Annotated in this window: 13 protein-coding genes; 11 read left to right on the top strand and 2 right to left on the bottom strand. The window is 64.0% G+C overall.

Annotated elements, in window-relative coordinates:
- The first annotated feature begins 134 nt into the window (after positions 1–134).
- The 5 genes from fabI (at position 135) to trpE (ending at position 6,157) form a co-directional block, all read left to right on the top strand.
- The gene (gene fabI, locus AVO45_RS02855; protein ID WP_068344264.1) at positions 135–941 is read left to right on the top strand and encodes an enoyl-ACP reductase FabI; all 807 of its coding nucleotides are present in this window, start codon (positions 135–137) and stop codon (positions 939–941) included.
- 4 nt (positions 942–945) lie between these two features.
- Positions 946–1,455: a xanthine phosphoribosyltransferase gene (gpt, locus tag AVO45_RS02850; protein WP_068344263.1), complete on the top strand. Its 510-nt coding sequence runs from the start codon at positions 946–948 to the stop codon at positions 1,453–1,455.
- A 79-nt stretch (positions 1,456–1,534) separates the two neighbouring features.
- On the top strand, positions 1,535–2,710 hold the full coding sequence (locus AVO45_RS02845; protein WP_068344262.1) for an aminotransferase: 1,176 nt from the start codon (positions 1,535–1,537) through the stop codon (positions 2,708–2,710).
- Between the two features lie 80 nt (positions 2,711–2,790).
- Positions 2,791–4,635: a peptidyl-prolyl cis-trans isomerase gene (locus AVO45_RS02840; protein WP_068344261.1), complete on the top strand. Its 1,845-nt coding sequence runs from the start codon at positions 2,791–2,793 to the stop codon at positions 4,633–4,635.
- Between the two features lie 10 nt (positions 4,636–4,645).
- Complete coding sequence (gene trpE, locus AVO45_RS02835; RefSeq protein WP_068344260.1) at positions 4,646–6,157, top strand: anthranilate synthase component I; 1,512 nt, start codon at positions 4,646–4,648, stop codon at positions 6,155–6,157.
- An 86-nt stretch (positions 6,158–6,243) separates the two neighbouring features.
- Here the strand turns inward: trpE and AVO45_RS02830 are convergent, their stop codons facing one another.
- Positions 6,244–7,713: a divergent polysaccharide deacetylase family protein gene (locus AVO45_RS02830; protein ID WP_068344259.1), complete on the bottom strand. Its 1,470-nt coding sequence runs from the start codon at positions 7,711–7,713 to the stop codon at positions 6,244–6,246.
- A 195-nt stretch (positions 7,714–7,908) separates the two neighbouring features.
- On the opposite strand from AVO45_RS02830, the gene AVO45_RS02825 reads away from it, so the two are divergent.
- The 6 genes from AVO45_RS02825 (at position 7,909) to lexA (ending at position 12,733) form a co-directional block, all read left to right on the top strand.
- A complete protein-coding gene (locus tag AVO45_RS02825; protein ID WP_068344258.1) occupies positions 7,909–8,490 on the top strand; it encodes an anthranilate synthase component II in 582 nt (193 codons plus the stop codon).
- Positions 8,487–9,506, top strand: coding sequence for an anthranilate phosphoribosyltransferase (gene trpD / locus AVO45_RS02820; protein WP_068344257.1), 1,020 nt, complete (start codon positions 8,487–8,489; stop codon positions 9,504–9,506). Before AVO45_RS02825 ends, trpD begins: the two co-directional genes overlap by 4 nt.
- The gene (gene trpC, locus AVO45_RS02815; RefSeq protein ID WP_068344256.1) at positions 9,503–10,315 is read left to right on the top strand and encodes an indole-3-glycerol phosphate synthase TrpC; all 813 of its coding nucleotides are present in this window, start codon (positions 9,503–9,505) and stop codon (positions 10,313–10,315) included. Before trpD ends, trpC begins: the two co-directional genes overlap by 4 nt.
- Entirely contained in the window at positions 10,315–10,788 is a 474-nt protein-coding gene (moaC, locus tag AVO45_RS02810; protein ID WP_068344254.1) for a cyclic pyranopterin monophosphate synthase MoaC, read from the top strand. Before trpC ends, moaC begins: the two co-directional genes overlap by 1 nt.
- Positions 10,785–11,957 carry a molybdopterin molybdotransferase MoeA gene (locus AVO45_RS02805; RefSeq protein WP_068344252.1) on the top strand — a complete coding sequence of 391 codons (1,173 nt, stop codon included), beginning with the start codon at positions 10,785–10,787 and terminating at the stop codon, positions 11,955–11,957. The genes moaC and AVO45_RS02805 overlap by 4 nt, the downstream gene beginning before the upstream one ends.
- A 77-nt stretch (positions 11,958–12,034) precedes the next feature.
- The gene (lexA, locus tag AVO45_RS02800) at positions 12,035–12,733 is read left to right on the top strand and encodes a transcriptional repressor LexA (RefSeq protein ID WP_068344251.1); all 699 of its coding nucleotides are present in this window, start codon (positions 12,035–12,037) and stop codon (positions 12,731–12,733) included.
- On the opposite strand, the gene AVO45_RS02795 is transcribed toward lexA, so the two are convergent.
- A complete protein-coding gene (locus tag AVO45_RS02795; RefSeq protein WP_068344249.1) occupies positions 12,727–14,775 on the bottom strand; it encodes a ComEC/Rec2 family competence protein in 2,049 nt (682 codons plus the stop codon). The genes lexA and AVO45_RS02795 overlap by 7 nt on opposite strands.
- Positions 14,776–14,825: the final 50 nt, after the last annotated feature.

Raw genomic sequence — 14,825 nt, 5'->3', positions numbered from 1 at the left:
CCCCTGGAACGCCTCTGGGTTGACCCTACGGCGAGAACTCGCCGCGAGCAAGGGCGCTCGGCCTTGAAGCAACCAGACCAATGGCATAAACCAACGCAACGCAACACAACGCGACGACAGGCGGAGAACCGAACATGTCAAATCAGTTGATGGCCGGCAAACGCGGCCTCATCATGGGACTGGCCAATGATAAGTCCATCGCGTGGGGTATCGCCCGCGCCTTGTCCGAAGCCGGGGCAGAGCTTGCTTTTTCATACCAGGGCGAGGCGTTGAAGAAGCGTGTCGATCCGCTGGCCGCGCAACTGGGCAGCGACATCGTTCTTCCCTGCGACGTCGGCGACGAGGACTCGATCGACGCCCTGTTCGCCGAGCTGGAAAAGAAATGGGGCCGGCTGGATTTCGTCGTCCACGCCATCGGGTTCTCTGACAAGAACGAGCTGCGCGGCCGCTATGTCGATACCAGCCGCGCGAACTTCAAGCTGACGATGGATATCTCGGTCTACTCGTTCACTGCCGTCATGCAGCGCGCGGAAAAACTGATGACCGAAGGCGGCAGCGCCATCACGCTGACCTATTACGGTGCCGAGCAGGTCATGCCGCATTACAATGTCATGGGCGTGGCCAAGGCCGCGCTGGAGGCGTCGGTGAAATACCTGGCCGAGGATCTGGGCAAGGACGGCATCCGCGTGAACGCGATCTCGGCCGGCCCGATCAAGACGCTGGCCGCCAGCGGCATCGGCGATTTCCGCTACATCATGAAATGGAACGAATACAACTCGCCCCTGCGTCGCAACGTGACCATCGACGACGTTGGCAAATCGGCGCTGTATCTGCTGTCGGATCTCAGCAGCGGCGTGACCGGCGAGAACCTGCATGTGGATTCGGGCTATCACATCGTCGGCATGAAGGCCGTCGACGCGCCGGACATCGAAAAAGGATAACACCATGACCGGCAAGGATCGCCTGCCCCACGAAAAGGGATTTCACATCAGCTGGGATCAGATCCATCGCGACGCACGGGCGCTGGCGTGGCGCCTGGATGGGCAAGGTCCCGACGAAGGCGCCTGGCGGGCCGTGGTGGCAATCACGCGTGGCGGCATGGCGCCGGCGATGATCGTCAGCCGCGAGTTGGACATCCGCACGGTCGACACGATCAGCGTGAAGTCCTACCACCATCAGGCTCAGGGCGAGGCGCAGGTGCTGAAATCGCCCGATGCCGATCTGATGGGCGACGGCGAAGGCGTTCTGATCATCGACGACCTGGTGGACAGCGGCAAAACGCTGGAACTGGTGCGCAACATGTATCCCAAGGCGCATTTCGCCACGGTCTATGCCAAGCCCAAGGGGCGGCCGATGGTGGACACCTTCATCACCGAGGTCAGCCAGGACACCTGGATCTTTTTCCCGTGGGACATGGCCCTGCAGTACGTAGAGCCCTACCGCGGCACCGACTGACCCGAAAGCGTCCCTCCGGGGCGCTTTCTTTTTCGGCCAGGACACGAATTCCCGACAAAACGCCCTGTTGGAGCGACGCATGAGCATCACCCGCACCGCCGCAACATTCGCCCCGCCGGTCATGGAGGCGCGCCGCTGGATCGAAGGCGTAACCTTCGCGGAGAACCGTCCTCTGATCAACGTGAGCCAGGCCGCACCAGTCGAACCGCCCCCGGCGAACCTGCGCAAGGCCATGGCCGATTTCGTGACGACCGAGGACAGCGCCCATCTTTACGGCCCCGTTCTGGGAAATGACAATCTGCGGCTGGAACTGGCCAAGCAGATCAGTGCGCATTACCGCGCCCCGGTCGAGGCGTGGCAGGTGGCGATCACTTCGGGCTGCAACCAGGCCTTCGCGGCGGCGATCTCGGCCATCACCGGCGAGGGCGACGAGGTCATCCTGCCGACGCCGTGGTATTTCAATCACAAAATGTGGCTGGACATGTCAGGCGTGCGGGCTGTTGACCTGCGCACGGGCGACGACCTGCTGCCCGACCCCGAAAAAGCCCGGTCTCTGATCGCCGAAAGAACCCGCGCCATCACGCTGGTAACGCCCAACAATCCCGGAGGGGTCGAATACCCCGCCGAGCTGGTCCACGCCTTTTACGATCTCGCGAAGGAGCATGGGATCAAGCTGTTGGTCGATGAAACCTATCGCGATTTCGACAGCCGCGAAGGCGCGCCCCACGATCTGTTCGCGCAGCCCGACTGGGACGAGACGCTGGTTCACCTCTATTCCTTCTCCAAGGCCTACCGGCTGACCGGGCACCGCGTCGGCGCACTGGCCACCAGCCCGGCCCTGCTGGGGGAAATCGAGAAGTTCCTCGACACCGTTGCGATCTGCCCGGGTCAGGTCGGGCAATTCGCGGCCCTGTGGGGGATGCAGAACCTCAGCCAGTGGGTTGCCGGAGAACGGGCCGAAATCCTCGATCGCCGCGCGGCCATTGCCGAAGGCATGCCGGCGCTGGAGGAGAAGGGCTGGAAGCTGCTGGGGCTGGGCGCCTATTTCGCCTATTTCGAACATCCCTTCGACATGGCATCGGACGAACTGGCCCGGCGGCTGGTCTCCGAGGCCGGCATTCTCGTGCTGCCGGGGACGATGTTCATGCCCGAAGGCGACGAGGCCGGCAAACGGCATCTGCGCATCGCCTTCGCCAATCTGGACCGGGCGGGAATCGGGCAGTTGTTCCAGCGGTTGCAGGCGCTGGCCTTCTGAGCTTGCCCCCCGGCACCGCGCGTCGTATTCAGGGCCGCAATCAACAGGGCGACAAACGCGCCACAATCCAAGGGGGCACCATGGCCGCGGGCATCAAGAGCTTTTCGAAAACTTTCGTCTGGATCCTCATGGGCCTGCTGATGCTCGGCCTTGCCGGCTTTGGCGCGGTCAATCTGAGCGGTACGGTGCGGACCGTGGCACAGGTCGGCGACGAAACCGTGACGGTCGATCAGTATGCCCGCGAATTGCAGCGCGAGATCCGGGCCGTCGAGGCTCAGACCGGGCAGCCCCTGCAAATGGCGCAGGCGCGCGAAATGGGCCTGGATCAGGCAGCGCTGGCGCGCCTGATCGCCCTCGCCTCGCTGGACAACGAAGTAGCGCAACTGGGTGTCTCGATCGGAGACGAGAACCTGCAAAAGGAAATCGTTTCGATCCAGGCCTTTCAGGGCGTTGACGGGAAATTCGACCGCGAGGCCTACCGCTTTCAGCTGGAACAGATCGGCGTAAGCGAGGCTGAGTTCGAAGAGGATCTGCGCAAGGAAGCTGCCCGCACCTTGGTGCAGGGCGCGATCATGGGCGGGGTTTCCATGCCCGACACCATGGCGTCGACGCTGGCCGATTATGTCGGTGCCCGCCGCAGCTTCACGGTTGCCACATTGTCCAGCGAGCATCTGGAAGCCCCGGTGGCCGCCCCGACCGAGGAGCAGATCCAGGCCTATTACGAAGAGCATACCGACCGGTTCCAGTTGCCGCGCACCAAGCGGCTGACCTATGCGCTGCTCTCGCCCGAGATGCTGCTGGACGAGGTGCAGGTTGACGACGAGTCGGTCCGTCGCCTGTATGAACAGCGCGAAGCCGAGTTCAAGCAGCCCGAGCGCCGCCTTGTCGAACGACTGGTCTTTGCAGACCAGGAGGCGGCGGAAACCGCCCTTGCGCAGCTTGAGGTCGGCGGCACCACCTTTGAGCAGCTGGTGCAGGACCGGGGTCTTGAGCTGCGTGACATCGACCTTGGCGACATCACGGCCGACGAACTGGGCGAGGCCGCCGAAGCAGTCTTTGCCGCCGAAGTCGGCGAAGTCTTGGGTCCCCTGCCCTCTGACCTTGGCCCTGCCCTTTTCCGCGTCAACGGTGCGCTTGCCGAAGACATCACCACTTTCGAAGAAGCCGAAGCTGATCTGCGCGACGAACTGGCCGCCGAACGCGCGCGCCGCCTAATCGAGGCGCAATCCGAGGACATCAACGACCTGCTGGCCGGCGGTGCAACCTTGGAAGAACTGGCCAATGAGACCCAAATGGAGCTTGGGCAGATCGACTGGACCGCCGAATCCTCGGAAGGCATCGCCGCCTATGACGGGTTCCGCGCGGCCGCCGAAGCCGTCACCGAAGGCGACTTCCCCGAAATCGCGTTCCTCGAGGACGGCTCGATCTTTGCTCTGCGTCTTGACGAAGAACTGGCCCCCCGCCCCGAACCGCTGGAGAGCGCGAAAAACCGTGTGATCGCGGCGTGGATGCAGGAGAAAACCGCGCAGGCGCTGCTGGAGCAGGCCAATGGCGTTCTCGCGAAACTGGCGACCGATGGCGACTTTACGGCGACCGGCCTGCCCTTCCGGGTCGAGAACGGACTGACCCGCACTGCCTTCATCGACGGCGTTCCGGCGGATTTCATGGAGCAGGTCTTCAAGATGCAGCCCGGCGACATGAAGGTGATCCCCGGCCCCGGCACCGCGTTGATCGTGCGTCTGGACGAAGTGCTGCCGCCTGCGGAAACCGAGGAATTGACCCAGATGCGCGAGGCGCTGTCGGCGCAGTTGGATCAGGCGCTGGCGCAGAACATCTTCAACATCTATGTCCGCGATACTCAGATCCGCGCGCAACCGACGCTGGATCAGCGTGCGCTGAACGCCGTGCAGGCCAATTTCCAGTAAGAGACCGACCATGGCCCTGACCCCCGATTTCGACACTTTCGCCCGCGCCTACGAGGCTGGCGAAAACCAGGTCGTCTATACGCGCCTGGCCGCCGATCTGGACACGCCGGTGTCGCTGATGCTGAAGCTGACGGGGGCGCAGAAGGATGCCTTCATGCTGGAATCGGTCACCGGCGGCGAGGTGCGCGGACGTTATTCGATCATCGGGATGAAGCCGGATCTGATCTGGCGCTGCCACAGGGAAAAATCCTCGCTCAACCGCTCGGCCCGGTTCGATGCCGATGCGTTCGAGCCGCAGGAGGGCAACCCGCTGGACAATCTGCGGGCATTGCTGGCCGAAAGCCGCATTGACCTGCCCGATGACCTGCCTCAGGCCGCCGCGGGGCTGTTCGGATATCTGGGCTATGACATGGTGCGGCTGGTGGAGCACCTGCCCAACGTCAACCCCGACCCTCTGGGGCTGCCGGATGCGGTGATGATGCGCCCGTCGGTCGTGGCGGTGCTGGACGGGGTCAAGGGCGAGGTCACCGTGGTCTCCCCCGCATGGGTCAGCGAAGGCCAGACCGCCAAGGCGGCCTATGCCCAGGCGGCCGAACGGGTCATGGACGCGGTGCGCGATCTGGAACGCGCCATGCCCGCCGAAACCCGCGATCTGGGCGAGGCGCACGAGGTCGCTCCGCCGGTGTCGAACTTTACCAAGTCGGGCTACATGGAGGCGGTCGAGAAGGCCAAGGAATACATCCGCGCCGGCGACATCTTTCAGGTGGTTCCGGCACAGCGCTGGACGCAGGAGTTTCCCCTGCCGCCTTTCGCGCTGTATCGCAGCCTGCGGCGCACCAACCCGTCGCCCTTCATGTTCTATTTCAACTTCGGCGGCTTCCAGGTGATCGGCGCCTCGCCCGAGATTCTCGTGCGTGTGTTCGGCAAAGAGGTCACCATCCGCCCGATCGCGGGCACCCGCCCCCGCGGCGCCACGCCCGAGGAGGACCGCGCGCTGGAGGCCGATCTGCTGGCCGATCAGAAGGAACTGGCCGAGCATCTCATGCTGCTGGACCTGGGGCGCAACGATGCCGGGCGGGTTTCCAAGATTGGCACGGTTCGTCCGACCGAGAAATTCATCATCGAGCGTTACAGCCATGTGATGCACATCGTCTCGAACGTCGTGGGCGAACTGGCCGAGGGCAAGGACGCGCTGGACGCCTTCTGCGCCGGCATGCCAGCGGGCACGGTGTCCGGCGCCCCCAAGGTGCGGGCGATGGAGATCATCGACGAGTTGGAGCCGGAAAAGCGCGGCATCTATGGCGGCGGCGTGGGGTATTTCAGCGCCGGCGGCGACATGGACATGTGCATCGCGCTGCGCACCGCCATCGTGAAGGACCGCAAGCTGTATATCCAAGCGGGCGGCGGCGTCGTTTATGACAGCGACCCCGAGGCGGAATACATGGAAACGGTGCACAAGTCGAACGCCATCCGTCGCGCGGCGGCCGACGCGGCCCGGTTCACCGGGTCGGGCAATCGTTGACAGCCTGTTGACAGCCTGTCGCCCGGAACCTCGGGGCATAATGAATGCGGGGTTTGACCCGCGCCCTACCGGCGCGGGTTCATTTGTCACTGCTGATCTTTCAGAAGCACCGCCGAGATCGGCGCCAACGCCACCCGGTCGGAACTGTCATCAAAGCCCCACTGGACCAGCGCAGAAATGGTCTCGGGGCGCACCCGGCCCAGCATGACGACGGCACCCTCCTGTCCGGCGCGGAATGCCGCCTGATCCAGGAACCGCCGCATCTTCTGCGCACCCTGCCCGGCGCCATCGAAATCGCGGAACACCACGGCCGAGGGAATGCCTCTGCGGGCGGCCATCTTTTGCACGGTGTTCAAACCGCTGTCCTGCGTGACCAGGCCGCGCCCGGTCGCGCCAGCAATGGCCGCGACGTGTTCCGCAAGCTTCCGGCTTCCGTGAATGCCGGTTTCGGTTCCTTCGATGATGCCGACGGTTTCCGGCAGCTTCTCGAACCAGACGGACAGCGACACCTCGGCGTCCTGCGCGCTGGCCGTCTTGGGCAGGTCCGCAATCATCAGCACTTCGAACCCCAAGGCGCGGTAACGGGCCAGCTTTTCCTCGGCTTGGGGATCGGCCGGGTTGACGGCAATACTCACGGGAAAGGCCAAACCCTGAAGCGCCTCGGCCCCGAACGACCCTATCTCATCGAACAGCACAATGGCCATGAGCGGCTTGGCGTCCGGATTGGAAAACGAAGCGGAGTAGACCTTGATGGGTTCGATGAACGGTTGCGTCTCGACCTCGGGCTGCGTGTCACGATCGGTCAGCGGCAGAACCCGGTTGCCGGGCGTCGTCCCGTCTGCGGGTGCTGAATCCCCGCCGATTTGAGGCAACGGGGCCAGTCGCGGCAGAGATGGCGATGCCTGCTGTGTTTCCTGAACTTCCGGTTCTTGCTCTGGGGCAGGTTCGGCGGCAGGCGCAGTTTCCGTCTGCGGCGGCTGTACGGGCGCGGCCTCTGCAGCCTCTTCATCCACCGTTTCCGTCCCGACCGGCTTTCCGCTCTCCGGTTCCGTCTCGGAGCCGCTTTCCGGCGACGCTTCCGCTTCCGATTCCGTTGCAATGACCGATGGCAGCGCCGGTGCACTATCCACGACAACCGGCTGAACATCCTCAAGCGGCGAGTTGGGCAGTGACGTGGGAGCAGTTGGCGCCACCGGAGCAATCGTCGCCACATCCACGCCCGTTTCCACTGCCGTTTCCGGGCTTTCCAGATCGCCCGTCATGGTCCCGACTGCAGGGCGGCCGGAAGGTCGAGTCGCCGATTCATCAAGGGCGGTCAGACTGTCCGCCTCGGTTTTGTCGTCTTGCGGGCCATGCGGCGCAAGTTCGACCAGATCGGCATCCGCGCCGGGCTCTTTCACCTGACTGTCGGTAACGTCCTGTCCCAGCGAGGTTGTTTCCGGAACGCTGCTGGCGACATCCGGGCTGCGCACCAGCGGCGTGGTCAGCGACAGCACCGCGCCAATGGCAACTACCACGACCGTGCCGGCAATCATTCCTCCGAGAAAACGGACCATTTCTGCTTGCCCCTATTTTTGTTTCCTGCCCCGCTCGGTTGCGTACCGTCTGTTGCGGCGTTGATTTGCCCCGAAAACTGTGCGGATGCGCCCTTGACGCTGCCACGCAAGCCTGAGCATGTATGTCCCGAACACTATACCTTGGGCCGGGACCGCACCGCCAGTCCCAAATGCCCTGCCGGGACCTGTGCCAAGATGCTGCTGCTGATCGACAACTACGATTCGTTTACCTACAACCTCGTCCACTATCTCGGAGAGCTCGGCGCCGAAATGGTCGTGCGCCGCAATGACGCGCTGGATGTGCAAGAGGCGATGGCGATGAACCCGGCCGGCATCCTGCTGAGCCCCGGTCCCTGCGACCCCGATCAGGCCGGCATCTGCCTGGCCCTGACACAGGCCGCCGCCGAAACGCGGACCCCTCTGTTGGGCGTCTGCCTGGGCCACCAAACCATCGGGCAGTCCTTTGGCGGCAAGGTGGTGCGCTGCCATGAGATCGTGCATGGCAAGATGGGCACCATTCGACACACCGGCAAAGGTGTCTTTGCCGGCCTCCCCTCGCCCTTCGAGGCGACGCGTTATCATTCGCTGGTGGTCGAGCGCGAAAGCCTGCCGGACTGCCTTGAGATCACGGCCGAGCTGGAGGATGGCACGATCATGGGGCTGCAGCACAGGGAGCTGCCCATTCACGGCGTGCAGTTCCACCCGGAGTCCATCGCCTCGGAGCATGGCCATGCCCTGCTCAAGAATTTCCTGAACGAAATGAAAGTCCCCGCATGAGTGAAGCACTCAAACCGCTGATCGGAGCCGCCGCCGACAGGCCCCTGACCCGCGCCGAGGCGGAAACCGCCTTTACGCTTCTTTTCGAGGGCGAAGCCACGCCCAGCCAGATGGGGGGGCTGTTGATGGCGATGCGGACCCGCGGCGAAACCGTGGACGAATACGCCGCGGCCGCTGCCGTGATGCGCGCCAAGTGCAACGCGGTAAAGGCCCCCGAGGGCGCGATGGATATCGTCGGCACCGGCGGCGACGGCAAGGGAACGCTGAACATCTCGACGGCGACCGCCTTTGTGGTGGCTGGCGCCGGTGTCGTGGTCGCCAAGCATGGCAACCGCAATCTCAGCTCGAAATCCGGTGCTGCGGATGCGCTGGGACAGATGGGCATTAACGTGATGGTCGGCCCGAAAACCGTTGAAAAAGCACTGGAAGAGGCCGGTATCGGCTTCATGATGGCGCCGATGCACCACCCGGCCATCGCGCATGTGATGCCGACCCGGCAAGAGTTGGGGACCCGCACGATCTTCAACATTCTCGGCCCGCTGACGAACCCCGCCGGGGTCAAGCGCCAGCTGACCGGTGCGTTCAGCCGCGACCTGATCCGGCCCATGGCCGAAACCCTGGGTGTGCTCGGCTCGGATCGCGCCTGGCTGGTTCACGGCTCGGACGGCACCGACGAGCTGAGCATTTCCGGCGTCAGCTGGGTGGCCGCGCTGGAAGGCGAAGCCGTCAAGGAAGTCGAACTGCACCCCGAGGACGCTGGGCTGCCCGTGCATCCCTTCGAGGATATTCTGGGCGGCACGCCCGAAGAAAACGCCGTTGCCTTCCGCGCCTTGCTGGGAGGCGCCGCCTCGGCCTATCGCGACGCGGTTCTGCTGAACGCCGCCGCCGCGCTGGTGGTCGCTGATGCCGCCAGCGACCTGCGCGAGGGTGTCGCCATGGCCGCCGAAAGCATCGACAGCGGCAAAGCCAAGGAAAAGATCGCCACTCTGGCCCGCATTACACAGGACGCTGCATGACCGAAACAATCCTCGACAAGATCAAGGCCTACAAACTGGAGGAAGTTGCGGCCGACAAGGAACGGAAATCGCTGGCAGAAGTTGAGTTCGAGGCCCGCGAGGCCGGACCGGTGCGCGGGTTCGGCAAGGCCCTGCAGGACGCCGCCCGGCGCGGCTATGGCCTGATTGCGGAAATCAAGAAAGCAAGCCCCTCCAAGGGTCTGATCCGCCCGGATTTTGATCCTCCGGCACTGGCGCAGGCCTATGAGGACGGCGGCGCGGCCTGCCTGTCGGTTCTGACCGACACGCCCAGTTTCCAGGGCGCCAAGGAGTATCTGACCGCCGCGCGCGAGGCCTGTTCGCTGCCGGCGCTGCGCAAGGATTTCATGTATGACCCCTACCAGGTGGTCGAGGCCCGCGCGCTCGGCGCAGACTGCATCCTGATCATCATGGCCTCGGTCGAGGATGCCCAGGCCGCCGAACTTGAGCAGACCGCCTTGGACTGGGGTATGGATGTTCTGATCGAGGTGCATGACGAGACCGAACTTGAACGCGCCACCAATCTGAAAAGCCCTCTGATCGGCATAAACAACCGCAATCTCAAAACCTTCGAGACCAGTCTTGATACGACACGTCGCCTGTCCAAGCTGGTTCCGGCCGGGCGCGCAATCGTCAGCGAAAGTGGCCTGAACACCCCTGCCGATCTGGCCGACATGGCGCGCTATGGCGCGCGGCGTTTCCTGATCGGAGAAAGCCTGATGCGGCAGGATGACGTTGCAGAAGCGACCCGCGCGCTGCTGGCCAACCCGCTTGTTCCGGGGGCGATGTGATGCCGTTGACACATTTCGACAATAAGGGCGACGCGCATATGGTCGATGTCTCGGACAAGGCGGTAACCGATCGGGTTGCCGTTGCCGAGGGACATATCCGTATGGCGCGGGAAACCTTCGACATCATCAGCGAAGGCCGGGCCAAGAAAGGCGACGTTCTTGGTGTCGCCCGTCTTGCCGGGATCATGGGCGCCAAGAAGGCGTCCGACCTCATTCCCCTCTGCCATCCGTTGCCGGTGACCAAGGTGGCTGTAGAACTCACGCTGGACCCGGATCTGCCCGGCGTCCGCATCGAGGCGACGGTAAAGACCTCGGGCCAGACCGGCGTCGAGATGGAGGCGCTGACGGCCGTATCGACCGCTGCCCTGACCGTCTATGACATGGCCAAGGCCGTGGACAAGGCCATGGAGATCGGCGGCATCCGCGTTACCCTGAAAGATGGCGGCAAGTCAGGACGTTACGAAGCGAAATGATCACGGTCAACGAAGCCCGCAGCCTGTTGTTCGATCTGGTCCAGCCGTTGCCGGCCGAGGAGGTTCCGCTGATCGAGGCGGCGGGCCGGGTTCTGGCCAGGGATGTGACGGCCCAACTCGACCAGCCGCCCTTTTCCGCCTCTTCGATGGACGGATACGCGGTCAAGGCCGCCGAGGTCGAACTGCACGCCATGTTCAAGGTCATCGGCGAGGCGGCAGCCGGGCATGGGTTTGACGGACGCGTCGGCGCGGGTCAGGCCGTTCGCATCTTTACCGGTGCGCCGGTGCCGGAAGGTGCTGATTTCATCGTCATCCAGGAAAATGTCGAACGGCGTGGAGACATCATCACCATCGTCGATCAGCCGGGAGAAAAGTCGAATATCCGCCCGGCCGGCGTGGATTTCAGCAAGGGAACCCAGGTCGAAGCTCCGCGTGTGCTGAGCGCGGAGGACGTTGCCTTGATGGCGGCCATGAACATCCCGACGGTTCCGGTCAGCCGCAAGCCGCAGATCGCCCTGATCTCGACCGGCGACGAGTTGGTGATGCCCGGCGAAGTGCCCGGCCCGAACCAGATCATCGCCTCGAACACCTTCGGCCTGAAGGCCTTGCTGGAAGGTCTGGGGGCTGAAGTCCGCGTGCTTCCCATCGCCCGCGACACCGTTTCCTCGCTCGAAACCGCGTTCGGTCTGGCCGCGGGGGCCGATCTGGTCGTTACCATCGGCGGCGCCTCGGTCGGAGACCACGATCTGGTCGGCGCAGTCGCCGCCGGGCTGGGCATGGAGCGGTCTTTCTACAAGGTTCTGATGCAGCCCGGAAAACCGCTGATGGCGGGACGCATGGGCGACGCGGCCATGGTCGGGCTGCCGGGCAATCCGGTTTCGGCAATGGTCTGCGGATACCTGTTCCTGACGCCCCTGGTGCGGCACATGCTGGGCCTGAAGGACACCGTACCCGCCTTCCGCCGCGCAAAGCTGGTTGCCCCGATCCCAAGGAACGGCATGCGCGAGCATTACATGCGGGCGAAACTCGAAGACGGTGGCATCCGGGCCTTTGAAAATCAGGACAGTTCTCTGCTGAGTGTTCTGGCGCGCGCAGACGCCCTTTTGATGCGCCCACCGGAAGATCCTGCGCGCGAAGCCGGGGAAGAAGTGCTCTACCTGCCCTTGTAAGCTGGCCTAAACTCGTTGACACAAAACGTGAACATGCGTAGAACAAATGCAAACGCATGAGCGACGAGGTACGAGCAATGCTGACGAAAAAGCAGTTGGATCTGCTGGAATTCATCCACAAGCGCGTGCAGGCCGATGGCGTGCCGCCCAGCTTCGATGAAATGAAGGTCGCGCTGGATCTGCGGTCGAAATCGGGCATCCACCGGCTGATCACCGCGCTGGAAGAAAGGGGATTCATCCGCCGCCTTGCCCATCGCGCCCGCGCCATCGAGATCGTAAAGCTGCCGGAAAGCCTAGGCGGAGAGCCGACGGCCGGTTTCAAGCCCCGCGTGATCCAGGGCGACAAACCTTCTGGCCCCCGCCCGGCCAATGTCGAGCCGGTCACCGTACATGCCATGGAACTGCCCGTAATGGGGCGGATCGCCGCCGGTGTTCCGATCGAGGCGATCAGCCATGCCTCGCACCATGTGGCGGTTCCTGGAAGCATGGTTTCGGGCCAGGGAGAGCATTATGCGCTGGAGGTTCGCGGCGACTCGATGATCGACGCCGGGATCAATGATGGCGACGTGGTGGTGATCCGCGAAACCTCTGTCGCTGACAACGGAGACATCGTCGTGGCACTGGTCGAGGATCAGGAGGCTACGCTGAAGCGGTTCTTCCGGCGCGGCAACGCAATCGCGCTCGAAGCGGCGAACCCGGCCTATGAAACCCGCGTGCTGCCGGAAGACAAGGTCAAGGTGCAGGGCCGGCTGGTGGGCCTGATCCGCACCTATTGAGTCTGCGCCAAGCGCCGATCCGTGCTGTGCGCCGGAGACCAGAGGCGCGTGCCAGAGAGTTCCGCGCTGCTCAGAATCTTTTCGCCTGAGATGGCGAGGCTGCCGGTCAGTTTCAGCCTTTCGGGGTCGAAGACCTGACAGTCTCCGAGCGGTGCCAGCGGCACCTGAGATACGACGATCTGACCGGCGTTGCAGCGCGTGAAGTCTTTCGCTTGCCGCTTTCCCGCAATATGGACCAACTCTTTGCCCGGCAGTTGAATGCGGCGTGGTCCGTCACTCAAGGGCCAGCGCGCGGCAGCGGCTGCCTGATCGGCTCCGTCGCCGTCATTTTCCAGCCAGACAGTGGCGATGAAACGACCCCCGCGCTTCTTGCTGAGCGCCCGCCCCTGCTCTGTCAGGACCCCGACAAGCCCACCGGTATCGGCAATAAGGATTTCGGGTCTCTGCCCCTGCCCCCAGAGCGCCAAGGCAACGATCGCCGGCACCACGCCCCCCCAGCGCCACCTGCCTTGCCACAGGATCACCCAGAGAACGCCCACCGTCATGGCCGGGAGCACATATGTCGGAGGATTGGGCACGAAACCGCGCGCCCCGTCCAGACCTGCAACCCAATCCGCAACGCCGAGGATCCAGCTCAAACCCAGTCCCATGATCCACAGCCCGACCTCCTCCAGCCCAAGCGGAGCGAAAATGGCTGCCAGTACGGCGGCGGGAATCACGACCGTTCCCATCACCGGAACGGACAGCAGGTTGGCGAGCAGCCCGTAATGTGCCAGCGTGTTGAAATGCGCCGCGGCTACCGGCGCGGTCGCCAGCCCGGCAACCGCTGACGACAGGAACAACGCCCCCGCTGGGCGCAGCCACGCCGGTCGCACCGCAATCTCAACATCACGCAACCCGCCGAAGACGGCGACCAGCGCGGTCGTTGCCGCGAAGGACATCTGGAACCCCGGGCTGAGCAGCGACTCGGGCCGAAGAACGAGGACGATCAGCGCCGCAACGGCCACGGCCCTGAGCGAGATGGCCCGGCGATCCAACAGAACCGCACCAAGCATAACCGCCACCATTACAAAGGCCCGTTCGGTAGCGACGCTGTTGCCCGAAAGCGCAAGATATCCCGAGGCGACCACCAGCGCCCCGATCGCCGCGATCTTTCGAACCGGCAAGCGAAGCGCCAGCGCGGGGATGAAAGAAAGGCCAATTCTGAAGGCGGAATAGACAAACCCGACAAGCAGCCCCATGTGCAGCCCCGAGATTGCCAGCAAGTGCGCAAGGTTCGACGCTCGCAGATTTTCGACGGTTTTCTTGCTGATGGCGCTGCGGTCGCCGGTGGTTACGGCAGCTGCGAATCCCCCGACTTCACCCCCCAAAACCATCTGAACCCTTGCAGAAATTCTGGCCCGGATAACAGCAATTCGCAGTCCGGCAAGCGCTTCCTCCGGCGGCGCGACGGTCAGAACCGGATTTCGAGTGTAGCCGACTGCTCCCAGCTTCTGGAACCAGGCGTGACGGCGGAAGTCGAAGCCGCCGGGCTCCACTGGCCCTCGAGGCGGAGAGAGGTGGCCAGTTGTCATGATCTTCTGTCCCGGCGCCAGAGGCACCCTGTCGCCATGCACAGAAAGTCGGATGCGCGCCGGTCTCCGCTCGGTCGGAACGCCTTTCAGGCGAACCCGGTCCAGCGTGACCCGCAGCGCATCCGACGCGGACCGGTCCAGCGCCACGACCCTCCCCTCTATCGGGCCGTAGTAACGCCACTCAAGGACCGGTTCCGCCACCCTATGGGCGCGCGCGCCAGCCACCATGAAGCCGGCTGCGGCAAGGCTCAGCGCCCAAACAAGCGGTGTCCATGCCGACGGCAGGTGTCGGCTGAACCAGACAAGGCCAATGACGAACAGCGCGATGCCGAGATAGGCATGCGCAGACGGCTCATGGCCCAGCGAGAAATAGAGTCCGATTCCCAGCGCCAGCCAAACCGGCAACCAGGGAAACAGATGCCCGCTCTGCGCCAGCAAGGTGGCCTCTATCCTGGCCAGAACGCGCATGGTTGCCCCCGTCGGCCCGGCTCGTTAGACAGGCGCCAACCTATCCCTTC

The sequence above is a fragment of the Ruegeria marisrubri genome (genome assembly GCF_001507595.1).
Taxonomy (GTDB): Bacteria; Pseudomonadota; Alphaproteobacteria; order Rhodobacterales; family Rhodobacteraceae; genus Ruegeria; species Ruegeria marisrubri.
The sequence above is the reverse complement of the archived record's forward strand: the minus strand, read 5'-3'. Positions and strand labels throughout refer to the sequence as shown.